The sequence below is a fragment of the Pseudomonas sp. Z1-14 genome (genome assembly GCF_051132005.1).
Classification (GTDB): Bacteria; Pseudomonadota; Gammaproteobacteria; order Pseudomonadales; family Pseudomonadaceae; genus Aquipseudomonas.
On sequence record NZ_CP071646.1, the window covers coordinates 2,351,364 to 2,366,580 of the forward strand.

General features: G+C 61.9%; 15 protein-coding genes. 8 read left to right on the forward strand and 7 right to left on the reverse strand.

Annotated features, from left to right (window positions below):
• Positions 1-4 precede the first annotated feature (4 nt).
• Both J3P89_RS10800 and J3P89_RS10805 read right to left on the reverse strand, forming a co-directional pair.
• A complete protein-coding gene (locus J3P89_RS10800) occupies positions 5-775 on the reverse strand; it encodes a fumarylacetoacetate hydrolase family protein (RefSeq protein WP_434697503.1) in 771 nt (256 codons plus the stop codon).
• Complete coding sequence (locus J3P89_RS10805; RefSeq protein WP_434697504.1) at positions 772-1,449, reverse strand: fumarylacetoacetate hydrolase family protein; 678 nt, start codon at positions 1,447-1,449, stop codon at positions 772-774. The genes J3P89_RS10800 and J3P89_RS10805 overlap by 4 nt, the downstream gene beginning before the upstream one ends.
• Before the next feature lie 184 nt (positions 1,450-1,633).
• Here J3P89_RS10805 and hpaA point away from each other — a divergent pair, with 184 nt between their 5' ends.
• Entirely contained in the window at positions 1,634-2,545 is a 912-nt protein-coding gene (hpaA, locus tag J3P89_RS10810) for a 4-hydroxyphenylacetate catabolism regulatory protein HpaA (protein WP_434697505.1), read from the forward strand.
• A gap of 111 nt (positions 2,546-2,656) precedes the next feature.
• On the forward strand, positions 2,657-3,079 hold the full coding sequence (gene hpaR / locus J3P89_RS10815; protein ID WP_305500516.1) for a homoprotocatechuate degradation operon regulator HpaR: 423 nt from the start codon (positions 2,657-2,659) through the stop codon (positions 3,077-3,079).
• A 169-nt stretch (positions 3,080-3,248) separates the two neighbouring features.
• On the opposite strand, the gene J3P89_RS10820 is transcribed toward hpaR, so the two are convergent.
• Positions 3,249-3,464: a phage infection protein gene (locus tag J3P89_RS10820; protein WP_434630396.1), complete on the reverse strand. Its 216-nt coding sequence runs from the start codon at positions 3,462-3,464 to the stop codon at positions 3,249-3,251.
• A 500-nt stretch (positions 3,465-3,964) separates the two neighbouring features.
• Between J3P89_RS10820 and J3P89_RS10825 the strand changes: the two genes are divergently transcribed.
• Genes J3P89_RS10825 through J3P89_RS10835 form a run of 3 tightly spaced genes read left to right on the forward strand, consistent with a single transcriptional unit; the run spans position 3,965 to position 6,863 of the window.
• Positions 3,965-4,510 carry a TRAP transporter small permease gene (locus J3P89_RS10825; RefSeq protein ID WP_434697507.1) on the forward strand — a complete coding sequence of 182 codons (546 nt, stop codon included), beginning with the start codon at positions 3,965-3,967 and terminating at the stop codon, positions 4,508-4,510.
• A complete protein-coding gene (locus J3P89_RS10830; RefSeq protein WP_434697508.1) occupies positions 4,507-5,787 on the forward strand; it encodes a TRAP transporter large permease subunit in 1,281 nt (426 codons plus the stop codon). The genes J3P89_RS10825 and J3P89_RS10830 overlap by 4 nt, the downstream gene beginning before the upstream one ends.
• A 56-nt stretch (positions 5,788-5,843) precedes the next feature.
• Complete coding sequence (locus tag J3P89_RS10835) at positions 5,844-6,863, forward strand: TRAP transporter substrate-binding protein (RefSeq protein WP_434573692.1); 1,020 nt, start codon at positions 5,844-5,846, stop codon at positions 6,861-6,863.
• A 504-nt stretch (positions 6,864-7,367) separates the two neighbouring features.
• On the opposite strand, the gene J3P89_RS10840 is transcribed toward J3P89_RS10835, so the two are convergent.
• Both J3P89_RS10840 and J3P89_RS10845 read right to left on the reverse strand, forming a co-directional pair.
• Positions 7,368-8,159, reverse strand: coding sequence for a transporter substrate-binding domain-containing protein (locus J3P89_RS10840; protein ID WP_434630408.1), 792 nt, complete (start codon positions 8,157-8,159; stop codon positions 7,368-7,370).
• 87 nt (positions 8,160-8,246) lie between these two features.
• Positions 8,247-8,900, reverse strand: coding sequence for a TetR family transcriptional regulator (locus J3P89_RS10845; protein WP_434697510.1), 654 nt, complete (start codon positions 8,898-8,900; stop codon positions 8,247-8,249).
• A gap of 141 nt (positions 8,901-9,041) precedes the next feature.
• On the opposite strand from J3P89_RS10845, the gene J3P89_RS10850 reads away from it, so the two are divergent.
• Positions 9,042-10,265, forward strand: coding sequence for an arabinose transporter (locus tag J3P89_RS10850; protein WP_434630413.1), 1,224 nt, complete (start codon positions 9,042-9,044; stop codon positions 10,263-10,265).
• Here J3P89_RS10850 and J3P89_RS10855 read toward each other — a convergent pair.
• Complete coding sequence (locus tag J3P89_RS10855; protein ID WP_305500528.1) at positions 10,262-10,894, reverse strand: response regulator; 633 nt, start codon at positions 10,892-10,894, stop codon at positions 10,262-10,264. The two genes, J3P89_RS10850 and J3P89_RS10855, sit on opposite strands and share 4 nt — an antisense overlap.
• Positions 10,895-10,925: 31 nt before the next feature.
• Positions 10,926-12,287: a cache domain-containing protein gene (locus J3P89_RS10860; protein ID WP_434601032.1), complete on the reverse strand. Its 1,362-nt coding sequence runs from the start codon at positions 12,285-12,287 to the stop codon at positions 10,926-10,928.
• Positions 12,288-12,616: 329 nt separating this feature from the next.
• Here J3P89_RS10860 and J3P89_RS10865 point away from each other — a divergent pair, with 329 nt between their 5' ends.
• Positions 12,617-14,677: a carbon starvation CstA family protein gene (locus J3P89_RS10865; RefSeq protein ID WP_434573701.1), complete on the forward strand. Its 2,061-nt coding sequence runs from the start codon at positions 12,617-12,619 to the stop codon at positions 14,675-14,677.
• A gap of 15 nt (positions 14,678-14,692) precedes the next feature.
• Positions 14,693-14,890, forward strand: a complete 198-nt coding sequence (locus J3P89_RS10870; RefSeq protein WP_003182142.1) for a YbdD/YjiX family protein — start codon at positions 14,693-14,695, stop codon at positions 14,888-14,890.
• Positions 14,891-15,217 lie beyond the last annotated feature (327 nt).

A 15,217-nucleotide genomic window follows, 5' to 3' on the forward strand; every position in this document is an offset into this window, starting at 1 on the left:
CTGCTCAAGCCTCTTTCCGGGACGCGAAGAACTCGGCTTCGCTGACGATTGTGTTGACCAGGCGACCGACGCCTTCCACTTCCACGACCACTTCATCGCCCGGCACCACATCGGCCAGGCCTTCGGGCGTGCCGGTGGCGATCATGTCGCCGGGTTGCAGGGTCATGAAGCTGGACAGGTATTCGATGAGGTAGGGAATGTCGAAGATCATGTCCTTGGTGCTGCCTTGCTGGCGCAACTCGCCATTGATCCAGGTGCGCAAGGTCAGGTTGCCGGGGTCGGCAACATCGGCAACGTCAACGATGTACGGGCCGACCGGTGTCGTGGCGTCACGGTTCTTCACCCGCAGGTTGGGGCGGTAGTAGTTTTCCAGGTAGTCGCGGATCGCGTAGTCGTTGCAGACGGTGTAGCCGGCCAGGTAGTCCAGCGCGTCCTCACGCTTGACATTGCGCGCCGGTTTGCCGATGACCGCCACCAGCTCGCACTCGTAGTGCATGTAGGCAACGTTGTCGGGGCGCCACGTGATCTGGTTGTGACCGGTGTAGGTGCCGGGGGACTTGATGAAGGCCAGCGGTTCGGTCGGCGGCTTGAAGGCCAACTCCGCAGCGTGATCGGCATAATTCAGGCCCAGGGCGAACATGCTGCCGGTGGCCGGGGGCAGCCACTGCACCTGGTTTTCGGCCAGCAGCCGACCGTCGGCCAGGCGCACGGCGTTATCGTTCTCGACCGTGACGGCGTGGACCCGGCCTTCAAAGTGAATGCGTGCGCGTTTCATGAGGCGGCTCCTGTTTCCTCGGCGACGATGGTATTGACGAGTCGGCCGATGCCGCTGATGTCCACTTCGACGCGATCGCCGGGCAGTACATCGACCCGGCCCTCGGGCGTGCCGGTGATCAAGACATCGCCGGCATGCAGGGTCATGAACTCGCTGATCTCGGCGATCAAGCGGGGGATGTCGCGAACGAAATTGGCCGTGTTGTTCTGCTGGCGAACCTCGCCGTTGACGTACAGCGTGACCGCCAGGCTGTGGGGGTCGGCAATGTTGGCGCTGGGCACCAGGTCGGGACCGATGGTGCAAAAGCCATCCCGGCACTTGGCCTTGACGGCGGGGCGGTAGTAGCTGTCCTCCGGCAGGCTGAATTCATTGACCACGGTGTAGCCGGCCACGTAGTTCAACGCCTCGTCGGCGCTGACGCGGCTGGCGGACTTGCCCATCACCACACCCAACGCCGGCCCGGGTTGCAGGCGCTCGCCCTGGCCTGGATGAATCACCTCGGCCTCGTGCTGGTTGCGGGTGTTCGGCGTCTTGATGAACAGCACGGGCTTGAGCGGCGGCTTCTGGTAAGGCGCTTGCTCGAACTCGGCGAGGCGCTGCTTCAGCAGCCCCTGGTAGTTCAGCGCGACCCCGAACAGGGTGCCGGTCGCGACGTCATGCAGGGCACGGCTCATGCTTGTCTCCTGGGATGGCAGAGGCCAGTGCTCTGCGGATATTGTTAATGTGTTAACAGTTATAATTAAGATGTTAACTATCGTCAAGCGTGGCAGAATCTTCCGGCACTGGTTGCCCTGCCGATTTCGGCGCAGCATGAGCGCAGGCAGTGGCCTGAATCAGAATAAAAACGAGTAATGCGTGATGACCGACCGGCAGCCGATCCCGAACATCAACATTGGCCAGGTGTATGACCAGCGCTACAGCGATGCCGAAGTGCATTACGATCGGCTCGCCAACCTGGCCGGCTTTTTTGGGCGCAACATGCCGGTCCATCGGCACGACCGGTTCTTCCAGGTTCACTACGTCAAGAGCGGCACCGTGCGGGTGTATCTGGATGATCGGCAATACGTCGAATCAGGGCCGATGTTTTTTCTCACGCCGCCGACCATCCCCCACGCTTTTGTTACCGAAGCCGACAGCGACGGACACGTACTGACGGTGCGTCAGCAACTGGTGTGGCAATTGATCGATGCCGATCCGAGCCTGGCGCCGGCGGGCGTGCAGATGCCGGCGTCCTGCGTCGCGCTGGCGCAGTTGGGGCCGGAACAGGCGGGGGAGGTGCGGCGGCTGGACTGCCTGTTCGAGGAATTGAGCGAAGAGGTGACGGCCGGGCGGCCGGGGCGCAGCGCGGCGCTGGACGGCTTGACGCGGCTGATCATGATCAGCCTGCTGCGGCTGTGCTCCAACTCCCTGGAAGCCAGGCCGGCGCGGCATGAAGACCTGAAGATCTTCCACCGTTTTAATGAGTTGATCGAAGCGCATTATTTCCAGCACTGGCCCCTGTCGCGTTATGCCGCGGACATTGGCGTGACCGAGGCGCGCCTCAACGACGTGTGTCGACGAATCGCCGACCTGCCTTCCAAGCGCTTGATCATGGAGCGCCTGATGCAGGAGGCCAAGCGGCTGCTGTTGTTCACCGGCAGCTCTGCCAATGAAATCTGCTACCAGCTCGGCTTCAAGGACCCCGCGTATTTCAGCCGGTTCTTCCAGCGTTACGCCAGGCTGACACCGGGGGAGTATCGGCAGCGGCAGTCGGGCATGTTGTTCAAATAGACCGATGGACCCGTGGCGAGGGAGCAAGCTCCCTCGCCACAAAAGCGAGGCGCTTGCAGCAGCCTGCCGGCGACACTAAGCTGCCGACTCGCCCATCCATACAGTTAGAACATGGCCAACCCGAGACCCTCACTGACGCTGACTCTGCTGCAAGCCCGCGAAGCGGCGATGGCTTTTTTTCGTCCGGCGCTGAACCAGCATGATCTTACGGAGCAGCAGTGGCGAGTGATCCGCATTCTGCACCAGCAGGGTGAGTTGGAGAGCCACCAGCTCGCCCATCAGGCCTGCATCCTCAAGCCCAGCATGACCGGCGTGCTCACTCGCCTGGAGCGCGACGGGCTGGTGCGGCGGCAGAAATCCAGCCAGGACCAGCGTCGGGTTTTCGTTGGCCTGACCGAGCGCGGCCAGCAGTGTTTCGTGTCCATGAGCGAAGGCATGGAAAGCAACTACCGGCGGATCGAGGAACAGTTCGGCGAAGAAAAAATGCAGCAGCTGCTGGGTTTGCTCAATGAGTTGAAAAACATCAAGCCTTGAGCCTTGAGGCTTTGCCCTTAGAGCTTTTCGTGGTGAGGGAGCTTGCTCCCGCTGGGCTGCATAGCAGCCCCAAAACCATTCAACCTGGTTCTCCAGGAAAAACCGGCTGGCAGGTTGACGACTGCTGCGCAGCCGAGCGGGAGCAAGCTCCCTCGCCACAACAGCGCTTTCATGCGGTGCTGCGTTCACGCAGCTCCTGCAACCGATCAGCCCCGCCTTCAGCGACGCGATTCTGAATCAGACGATCAGAGCCACCCTCAGCCAGCTGCTGCGCAGCCTGGACATGGGAAGGGGAGCTCTTGGCCGAGGCCGCCGTCGACAAGCCGACACCGCCAACCAGCGTCAGGGCGATTGCGAGGGATGAAAGTTTCGAGAAATTGAACATGGTGATTCTCCTTGCGCGTTATTGAGTGGGCCGTGGCAGCGCCTGTGTGCTGCTGTCCGGTGTGTGCAGTTAAACGCGCAGGTGTATCGGCGATGTGTGCCGGTAAGGCGTGAAATCGGCGAATTCGTATCAATTCGCTGCCCATATACACAGCGATACAAATCCCCCATGACCAGCGGGTTAGACCCCGTAATTCACTGACCAGTGACCGATAATCGCACGCTAGTTCCGTCTTGATCCGTGCTCAGGCCCTGCAAGGTTATTGACCGAATTAACTGGCTAGTACATTTTAGCTGGCACTCAGCCTCGCCATGCCCAGGCAAGGCCATAATAAAAAACAGAGGTCCTCATGCGCTCCCGTCCAATGGCTTTCGCCCCGTCTCACGCCTCCAGCCCCGGTATCTGCCGGGACGTTTCGGTTTCGATCCGATAGCGCACGCGTTTGCGCTCTGTCGCGCCGGATGCATGTCGGCGCTCGGTCAACCTGTGAGGTCTTCAAGATGACAAAAGTCGTCGATTTGTATTTCAAGCTGCTGAAGCTGCTGATTGTCCTGTGCATGGTCGCGATGATCGTGCTGGTGTTCGGCAACGTCGTGCTGCGCTATGCGTTCAACTCCGGCATCAGCGTTTCGGAAGAACTGTCGCGCTGGTTCTTCGTCTGGATGATTTTCCTCGGCGCCCTGGTGGCGCTCAAGGACCGCGCCCATCTGGGCATGAACAGCCTGGTCAAGCGCTTGCCGCCCGCCGGCAAGCGTGCCTGCCTGGTCATCAGCCACTTGCTGATGCTGTATATCTGCGGCTTGATCGTCAGCGGCAGCTGGCAACAGGCAGTGATCAACCTGGACGTGGTCGCGCCGGCTTCAGGCCTGTCGATGGCGCTGTTCTACGCCGCCGGCCTGGTGTTCGGCGTCAGCGCCACCGCCATTCTGCTGTATGAACTGTACCTGGCGCTGTTCGGCAAACTCGCGGATGACGAGCTGGTGATGGTCGAGGCCAGCGATGCTTCGGCAATCAACCACGACACCCTCAAAGGTAGCCGCCCATGACCTTGGCCATTTTCCTCGGGTCGTTGATGGGCAGCATGGCGCTGGGTATGCCGATTGCCTTTGCCTTGCTGGTGGTCAGCGTCGCGCTGATGTTCTACCTGGACCTGTTCGATGCCCAGATCATCGCGCAGAACCTGCTCAATGGCGCTGATAGCTTTCCGTTGATGGCCGTGCCGTTCTTCATGCTGGCCGGCGAAGTCATGAATGTCGGCGGCCTGTCCAAGCGCATCGTCAACATTGCCATGGCGCTGGTGGGGCACAAGCGCGGAGGCCTGGGTTATGTCGCGATCATCGCCTCCTGCCTGTTGGCCTCGCTTTCCGGTTCGGCGGTGGCTGATGCGGCGGCGCTGGCAGCGCTGCTGGTGCCGATGATGGTGCTGGCCGGGCACAACCGAGGGCGTTCGGCCGGGCTGATCGCCGCTGGCAGCACCATCGCGCCGGTCATTCCGCCGAGCATAGGTTTCATCGTTTTTGGCGTGGCCTCCGGGGTATCGATCTCCAAGCTGTTCCTGGCCGGAATTGTGCCCGGGCTCATGCTCGGTGCCGGGCTCGCCATCGCCTGGTGGTTCATCTCCCGCCGCGAGAATGTCGAGACGGCGCCCAAGCGCTCCCGTGCCGAGGTACTGCGCACTTTGCTGGACGGCAGTTGGGCGATGGGCCTGCCGCTGATCATCATCCTCGGCCTCAAGTTCGGCATCTTCACCCCCACGGAAGCGGCGGTGGTCGCGGCGGTCTATTCGCTGTTCGTGTCGTTGGTGATCTACCGGGAAATGAAGATCAGCCAGCTGTACGAAGTGGTCCTGTCATCGGCCAGGACCACCTCGGTGGTGATGTTGCTGGTGGCGGCCGCGATGGTCTCGTCGTGGCTGGTGACCATCGCCGACCTGCCGGGCCAGTTGGCCGACCTGCTGGCGCCGTTCATGGACAACCAGACCCTCCTGCTGCTGGTGATGATGGCGCTGATCATCCTGGTCGGCACGGTGATGGACATGACCCCGACCATCCTCATCCTCACGCCGGTGCTGATGCCCGCGGTGATCCAGGCGGGCATCGACCCGGTGTACTTCGGCGTGCTGTTTCTGATCAACACCGCGATTGGCCTGATCACGCCGCCGGTGGGCACGGTGCTCAACGTGGTCTGCGGCGTGGCGAAGCTGGAATTCGAGGAAATCGTGCGTGGCGTGTGGCCGTTCATGCTTGCGCAATTTGCGGTGCTGTTCCTGCTGGTGCTGTTCCCTCAGCTCGTCCTGGGACCGTTGAAGTTCTTCACCGGTTGATGCCGGTGCAATCCGTAGCAGCTCGAAACCAACAACAATAAAGATCGGAGACTGACATGCAAAAACTGATGAAAACCTTGCTGGCCGGGGCCTGCGCAACAGGCTTGCTGCTCGGCAGCGTGGCCGGCCACGCCGCTGAGATCCGCGAGCGCACCCTGCGTTTTGCCTTCCAGAACGTCAAGGAACATCCGCAAGGGCAGGGCGCGCAGAAGTTTGCCGACCTGCTCAGTGAAAAGAGCGGCGGCAAGCTCAAGGTTCGTCTGTTCCCCGGCGGAACCCTGGGCGGCGATGTGCAGACCGTCTCGGCCCTGCAAGGCGGCACGCTGGATATCACGGTGCTGAACTCCGGCATCCTCGCTGCCCAGGCCGCGGATTTCGCCATGCTCGATTTCCCGTTTCTGTTCAACAATGCCGAGGAAGCCCACGCGGTGATAGACGGGCCGGTCGGCCAGAAACTCGCGGCGCAGTTGGACAGCAAGGGCCTGGTCGGCCTGGGTTACTGGGACCTGGGGTTCCGTCACCTGACCAACAGCAAGCATCCGGTGGCGAAACTTGAAGACATGCAGGGCTTGAAGGTTCGCGTCATCCAGTCGCCGATCTATCTGGAAACCTTCAGTGCCCTGGGCGCCAACCCGGTGCCGATGGCTTTCCCGGAGGTCTATACCGGCCTGGAGCAACACACTATTGATGGTCAGGAAAACCCGTTCACGGTGATCGAAGGCAACAAATTCTACGAGGTGCAGAAGTACCTTTCGGTGACGGGCCACATCTTCAATCCGCAGTCGTTGATCATCAGCCAGAAAACCTGGAACCGCCTCAACGACGATGAAAAGGCGCTGATCCGCGAGGCCGCGAGCGAGGCGCAGAAGTTCCAGCGTGAAGTCACCGCGGCGAGCATGGACAAGGCCAAGGCGACGCTGGCGGGCGCCATGACCGTCAACGAAATCACCCCGGCCGAGAAAGATCGTTTCCGCGAACGCGTGCAGCCGGTGATCGATAAATTCGCCAAATCCCTGGACGGTGAGCTGGTGAAGATGATGTACGCCGAAATCGCCAAGGTGCGGGCGGGGCAGTGAGGTCAGGGGAACACGCCTGACCGTGCTATTCCTGTGGGAGCGAGCCTGCTCGCGAAAGCGGAGTGTCAGTCGATGATGATGTCGACTGAGCGGACGCCATCGCGAGCAAGCTCGCTCCCACAGTGGTTTTGGGTTGGACTCGGGATCTGCAGGCGCCACAGATCCCACAGTTGTTTGGGTTGGACTCAGGATCTGCATGTGCCACAGATCCCACAGTTGTTGGGTTGGACACAGGTTCTGCATGCGCCACAGATGCTCTTGTGGGAGCGAGCTTGCTCGCGATAGCGGTGTGTCAGTCAATGAAAATGTCGACTGATCTGGCGCCATCGCGAGCAGGCTCGCTCCCACAGTTGTTTTGGGTTGGACTCAGGATCTGCGTGCGTCACAGATCCCGTGTGGGAGCGAGCCTGCTCGCGAAAGCGGTGTGTCGGTCATGAAGATGTTGACTGAGCGGACGCCTTCGCGAGCAGGCTCGCTCTCACAGGTTTTTTATTTGCATATACATCACTGGGCGCCGGGGACGGCCAGCCACTGTCCGATCACTTTCTGGTAGCTGCCATTGGCCTTGCTCAGGTGCAGCCACTGGTCGACGTACATTTTCCAGGTGTGGTCATCGCGCGGCAGCAGGTAGGCCTTTTCGCCGTATTGCAGGTACTGGGTCGGGTTGACGGCGCACAGGCCCGGTTTGAGTTTCTGCTGGTAGAGCGCTTCGGAGGCGTCGGTGATCATCACGTCGGCGCGTTTTTCCAGGAGTTCCTGGAAGATGGTCACGTTGTCATGGAAAGCCAGCTGGCCCTTGGGCAGGAATGCCCGCACGAAGGCTTCGTTGGTGCCGCCGGCCGGCTCGACAAGACGTACCGAAGGCTGGTTCATCTGCTCGATGGTCTGGTAGCGCGACTGGTCTTCGCAACGCACCAGGGGGATCTTGCCGTCAACGTCCAGGGTACTGCTGAAATAGGCTTTTTTCTGCCGCTCCAGGGTCACCGAAATCCCGCCCATGCCGAGGTCACATTTGCCGGCCAACATGTCTGGCATCAGGGTTTTCCAGGTGGTCTGGACCCATTGCACCTTGACGCCGAGGCTGCTGGCGAGGGAACGGGCCATGTCGATGTCGATGCCCTCGTATTCACCCGATGCGGCCTTGTAGGTATAGGGCTTGTAGTCGCCTGTCGTGCACACCCGCAGTTCACCTTGTTGCAGGACCTTGTCCAGGTGCGAAGGGGTTGGCTCGGCCAGGGCACTGCCGCAGAACGCCAGCAGGCCACAGAACGTCATCGTGCTTGTTATGGTTTTCATGGATCGGACGTCTCGCAAAGGGAGGGAAAGACGGGCGAGTGTAGTAAAAGTGTCGGCGGGCTGTCACCGGATCGTCGGGACGAGCAGTCAGCCTGGCGCGATCTCGACGGCTTTCTGCCGCAGACTCTCCAGATAGGCACAGAACATATCGGCCATGGCATCGGCATAGGCCCGGATTTCCTCGCCGGAGCGTGGCGTTGCCGAAAATCGCTTACCCACGGAACCGAGCGTGGTGATGATCAGGTCACCGGCCAGGGCGCGGGTCTGCGCGCTGGCTTCCGGCAGCACTTGTTGCATGAAAGCGTCCACCGATTGCTGCACCGAGATTCGCGCCGTCTGATGTTCCGGGGCATCGCGGTAGAGCGGGGCGGCGTCATTGAGGGCGATGCGTATCTGCGCCTCGTCGCATTCGGACTGGATGAACGCGTGCACCAGATCCCTCAATCGCTGCAGAGGCGGCTTGCCCTGGTCCTCCAGAATGTCCCGCAGCATGGCGGTGGTTTGTTGCCACTCGTCACTCTGCAACCGGAACAGGATCGCCGCCTTGTTCGGGAAGTATTGATACACCGACCCGACGCTGACGCCCGCGCGCTCCGCCACACGAGCCACGGTGAAACGCGGGGCGCCGTGGCTTGCCAGAACCTGAACAGCCGCCTCCAGGACGGCCGCCACGAGTTCGGTGGAGCGGGCCTGTTTCGGCTGTTTGCGCGAGGAAATCTGCGGGCTTGGGCGTTCGGACATGAAGGTCATGCACCTCGAAAGGAATGCGAATAGGCAATGCGACGGATTATTCGTATCTTGAATGCGACTAATTGATCGCATTCTAGTCGGCTGCACAGACGCCGTTCAACTTCACTTCGCTTCCTTTCCATGGGTAGGGTCATGACTCAAGAAAAACTTCATCTCGGCGCCGCATCGGCGCTCGGGGCAACCGTCGAGGCCAATCCGGCGCTCAAGCTGTTGCCGCTCACACTGACCGTGTTTGTCGGTTTCCTCACCATCGGCATGCAATTGCCGGTCTTGCCGCTGCACCTGCATGACACGCTGGGCATGGGCACGCTGGTGATTGGCCTGGTGGTCGGGGCACAGTTCGCCGCGGCGCTGCTGTCACGGGCCTGGGCCGGCAATTTTGCCGACGTGCGTGGCGGCAAGCGCGCGGTCATGGCCGGGCTGGTGACGGCCGCCGTTTCCGGGCTGGTCTATCTGCTTTCCCTGGCGTTCGTTGCCGAGCCGGTTACGTCGGTCTGGCTTTTGTCGGGCGGCCGCGTGCTGCTGGCGATCGGGGAAAGCCTCATCGTCACCGGAGCGATGGGGTGGGGCATCGGCCTGGTGGGGCCGCAGCATGCCGGCAAGGTCATGGCCTGGAACGGCATCGCCATGTACGGCGCCTACGCACTGGGTGCGCCGCTCGGTGTTGCGTTGAATGCCGGTTGGGGCTTCGTGGGCATCGTCCTGGCCTCGATGTTCGTGCCGCTGCTGGCCTTGGCGATTGTCGCCGGCGTGCGCGCCGTCGCCCCTACGGCGACCCGGCGTACACCGTTCTACAAGATGCTCGGCGCTGTCTGGGTTCCCGGCCTGGGGTTGGCGTTCTGCAGCGTCGGTTTTGGTGTTCTCACGGCGTTTATCGCGCTGTTGTTCGCGGCCCGGGAGTGGGGCAACGCTTCGTTGGCATTCACCGCGTTCGGCGTGGCGTTCATCGGTGCGCGGCTGCTGTTCGGGCACCTTCCGGACAAGATCGGCGGCGCCCGTGTGGCTCTGGTCTGTGTATTGATCGAAAGCGTTGGGCTGCTGCTGATCTGGAGCGCCGACAGCGCGACCAGCGCCTACCTGGGGGCGGCACTCACCGGTTTCGGTTATTCCCTGGCGTTTCCCGGTTTCGGCGTGGAGGCGGTGCGGCGTGCACCACCACAGGCTCGCGGTCTCGCCATGGGCGCCTATGTCGCCTTTCTCGATATTGCCCTGGGCATCACCAGCCCGCTGGCCGGCCTGTTGGCGAGTGGCTGGGGCATTGGTGCGGTTTACCTGGGCGGCGCCATCGCCGTGGCGCTGTCGTTTGTAGTGGCTTTGGTGTTGCTCGGAAGGCAGCCAGGCAAGCTCCCTCGCTAGCGGGAAACAAGTCCGTGATCGATCGCGTATTTCACCAGCGCCGCAGGCTTGTCGATATTGAGTTTGCGGCGGATGCTCAGGCGGTGGGTTTCGACGGTACGTACGCTGATGTCCAGTTCACGGGCCATTTCCTTGTTGTTGAGCCCCTCGACCATTTTCGCCAGGACCTGGCTCTCGCGCGGCGTCAGTTCGCTGTCGGTGTTCGGGTCGGTGGCGAGGCGCTGGGCGATCTCGGCGCTGTAGAAGGTGCCGCCGCCGATGATGGCTTCGATGGCGGCAATGATCTCTTTGGAAGGTGAATTCTTCAGCACGTAACCGCTGGCACCGGCGCGCACGGATTCACTGATGTACTCATGATTGTCGTACATGCTCAGGATGAGGATCTTCAAGCCGGGGTATTGCTTGCCCAGCAGCCGGGTCAGCTCGAGGCCGTTCATGTCCTTCAGGCCGATGTCCATCAGCAGCAGGTCCGGCTGGCAGCGCCCGACCATGTCGATCGCCTGCGCGCCGTTCTCCGCTTCGCCGACCACGTCCAGGCGGGGCATGACGGACAGCAGCGCGCGAATGCCGTCACGAACCAGCGAGTGATCGTCGACCAGGGCGACGCGTATGGCGGGGGGCAGGGTCATGGGCAGGTGCTCTTGTGGAAATGAACGCGCATCAACTTTCCGTGGCCGACAGGGTCATGGGCAACAGGATATCCAGTTCGCTTCGTCCCGGAACCGAGGTCATTTCCAGCCGCCCGCCAAAATGCTCGACCCGTTCGCGGATATTACGCAGGCCGATGCCGGTGTGACCACGCTCGACCTGCGGGACGTTGAAGCCCATCCCGTCATCCACCACGGTCAGGCGCAGGGATTGGCCCGAACCGAACAGGGTGATGGCGACTCGTTTCGCCCCGGCGTGTCGCTCAATGTTGGTCAGCGCCTCCTGGGCAATCCGGAACAGCGAGACCGGGGCGCCGTTTTCCAGGCGACAGTCGAATTCGTTGCTTCGGTAGGACACTTCCAGGCCACTGCGCTGTTCGAATTCGGCGGCGAGCTGGCCGATGGCGGCGGGCAGGCCCAGGGTATCGAGCAACGAGGAACGCAAATCATGGGAAATACTGCGGATTTCACCGATCGCTTCGCCCAGTCGATCGGTGGCATTCTTCAAGATGCCGAGGCCATTTTCCTGGCCGTTCTCGATGACATGGCTGGCCAGTTCAAACTGGAACTTGATCGAAACCAACAGCTGGCTGATGCCGTCGTGGAGTTCGCGCGACACCCGTGAGCGCTCTTCCTCCTGCAAGCTGACGATACGCTGGTTCAAGCGCTGCAGTTTCTTGTCGGCCAGGCGATGCTCGCTGACATTGAGGGTGATGCCGCCGGCAAACACCAGCAGCACCGCGACCAACGCGATGGCGGCGATGGCCTGCATGGTGGTGTGGATGCCCTGGGCCACTTCGGCGCGAGCCTGCTGGGTGGCGCGTTCGACGTCTTCCAGGTAGATCCCGGTGCCCAGCATCCAGCCCCAACGATCGAGCATCACGACGTAGGCGAGCTTGTCGGTCACCTGGCCGGAGGAGGGCTTGTTCCAGGCATAGCGCTGAAAGCCTTCGCCTGATTCGGCGCTCTTGAGCAAGGCCTGGATGACGGGCAGGCCCTGTGGGTCCTTCATGTCCCAGAGATATTGCCCCACCAGCTCCGACTGGCGGGCATGCATCAGGCTGCGACCCTGGCGGTCGTAGACGAAAAAATAACCGTTGATGCCAAAGCTGAGCTTGCGCAGTTCTTCCAGCACTTGCTGCTGCGCCCGCGCATCTCCCTGGCCGTCGTTGTACAACGGGGCGATCAGGCTCTGCGCCATCTCTACGTAGTTCTTCAGCTCGGCGCGTTTGCTGGCCAGGATACTGTCTTCGATCAGCTGCGCCTGTTGGTCACCTAACTGGCGATTGAGCGAGATGACCAAGGCACCAATAACGGCAATCGCCAGGACCAGCGGCAGGATCCCGAGAGCGACGATCTTGTGTTTGAGCAGCATCTGTACTCCTGTCCGGATCCGGCGGGGAGGCGAATGGCGGCATCATATGCCAAACCCATGGGCGAAACATAAAACCTGTGGCAGCGAGCCTGTGTGGGAGCGAGCCTGCTCGCGAAGGCGTCGGGTCAGTCAGGATTATCGTTACCCGACACACCGCCTTCGCGAGCAGGCTCGCTCCCACAGGGGGACACAGGAGGAATTGGCATCTACGTAGTACTACGGATTTATTTATTGACGGCCAGCAGGGATATTGGGCCAGCTCCGAATTGCCGGGGCCACACTATAAAAACAATCGCCGCAATCCATTGGATATCGGCAGGAGACATGCAATGACAACCCGTCTGGTTAAACACCTCGCCTGGTTTGCCGTGGCTGTTCTGGGAGCATGTGCGCTGAGCGTCGTGGCCCTGCGCCGCGGAGAGCCGATCAACGCCCTCTGGATCGTCGTCGCGGCCGTGGCCATCTACCTGGTCGCCTACCGCTACTACAGCCTCTTCATCGCCAACAACGTGATGCAACTCGATGCGCGCCGGGCCACGCCCGCCGTGCTCAACAACGATGGCCTGGACTACGTCCCGACCAACAAACACATCCTCTTCGGCCACCACTTCGCGGCCATTGCCGGCGCGGGGCCGCTGGTCGGGCCGGTGCTGGCGGCGCAGATGGGCTACCTGCCCGGCACGCTCTGGCTGATCGCCGGCGTGGTGCTGGCCGGTGCGGTGCAGGACTTCATGGTCCTGTTCCTGTCGACCCGCCGCAACGGTCGCTCCCTGGGCGACATGGTGCGCGAGGAAATGGGCCGCATCCCCGGCACCATCGCGCTGTTCGGCTGCTTCCTGATCATGATCATCATCCTCGCGGTGCTGGCGCTGATCGTGGTCAAGGCCTTGGCCGAGAGCCCGTGGGGCATCTTCACGGTGATGGCGACCATCCCGATCGCGATGTTCATGGGCATCTACATGCGCTACATCCGCCCGGGCCGCATCGGTGAAATCTCGCTCATCGGCGTGCTGTTGCTGCTCGGTTCGATCTGGCTGGGCGGGCAGATTGCCGCCGACCCGGTCTGGGCCAAGGCCTTCACCTTCACCGGGATCCAGATCACCTGGATGCTGATCGGCTACGGTTTTGTCGCCGCGGTGCTGCCGGTGTGGCTGATCCTGGCGCCACGGGACTACCTGTCCACATTCCTCAAGATCGGAACCATCATCGCCCTGGCGATCGGCATCCTGGTGACCATGCCCGAGCTGAAAATGCCGGCGCTGACCCAGTTCACCGACGGCACCGGGCCGGTGTGGAAGGGCGGTCTGTTTCCGTTCCTGTTCATCACCATCGCCTGCGGCGCGGTCTCGGGTTTCCACGCGCTGATCTCCTCGGGCACCACGCCCAAGCTGCTGGATAACGAAACCAACGCGCGCTACATCGGTTACGGCGGCATGCTGATGGAGTCGTTCGTGGCGATCATGGCGATGGTCGCGGCCTCGGTGATCGAGCCGGGCGTGTACTTCGCCATGAACAGCCCGGCGGCGATCGTCGGCACCGACGTGGTGGCTGTGGCCCAGACTGTCAGCAGCTGGGGTTTTGCAATCACCCCCGACGCGCTGCAAGCGGTGGCCAAGGACATCGGCGAAACCACCATCCTGGCCCGTGCCGGCGGTGCGCCGACCCTGGCGGTGGGTATCGCGCAGATCCTTCACTCGGTGCTGCCGGGTGAGAACACCATGGCGTTCTGGTACCACTTCGCGATCCTGTTCGAAGCGCTGTTCATCCTCACCGCGGTAGACGCCGGCACCCGTGCCGGGCGGTTCATGCTGCAGGACCTGCTCGGCTCGTTCGTGCCGGCCCTCAAGCGCACCGAATCGTGGACCGCCAACCTGATCGCCACCGCCGGCTGCGTCGCGCTGTGGGGCTACCTGCTGTACCAGGGCGTGATCGATCCGCTGGGCGGCATCAACACCTTGTGGCCGCTGTTCGGCATCTCCAACCAGATGCTGGCCGGTATCGCGCTGATGCTCGCCACCGTGGTGCTGATCAAGATGAAGCGCCAGCGCTACGTCTGGGTCACGCTGCTGCCGGCCAGCTGGCTGCTGATCTGCACCACCACCGCGGGCCTGATCAAGCTGTTCGACGCCAACCCGGCTATCGGCTTCCTGGCCTTGGCGCGCAAGTACAACGATGCCCTGGCCGCCGGCCAGATCCTGGCCCCGGCCAAGAGCATCGAGCAGATGCAGCACGTGGTGTTCAACGCCTACACCAACGCAACGCTGACGGTGTTGTTCCTGTTCGTGGTCTTCAGCATCCTGTTCTACGCGCTCAAGGTCGGCATCGCCGCCTGGGGCACGAAAGAACGCACGGACAAAGAAGCACCATTCCAGGCCCTGCCGGACGCTTGATAGGGGATTGCAACGATGTTCAATGACTTGAGTCGCCTCGGTAAATACCTCGGTCAGGCCGCCCGCCTGATGGTCGGCATGCCCGACTACGACAACTACGTCGAGCACATGCAAACCAAGCACCCCGACAAGCCGATGATGGACTACGAGGCGTTCTTCCGAGAACGCCAGGAAGCCCGTTACGGTGGGAAGGGTGGCCCCAAATGCTGTTGAACTGAAGTAATCCCCTGTGGGAGCGAGCCTGCTCGCGAAAGCGGAGTGTCAGTCAAGGATGATGTCGACTGACTGGACGCCTTCGCGAGCAGGCTCGCTCCCACAGTTGTTTTCGGTTGGACTCAGGATTTGCGTGTGCCACAGATGCCCCTGTGGGAGCGAGCCTGCTCGCGAAAGCGGGGTGTCAGTCAAGGATGATGTCGACTGACCTGGCGCCTTCGCGAGCAGGCTCGCTCCCACAGTTGTTTTCGGTTGGACCCAGGATTTGCATGCGCCACAGATGCCCCTGTGGGAGCGAGCCTGCTCGCGAAAGCGGAGTGTCAGTCG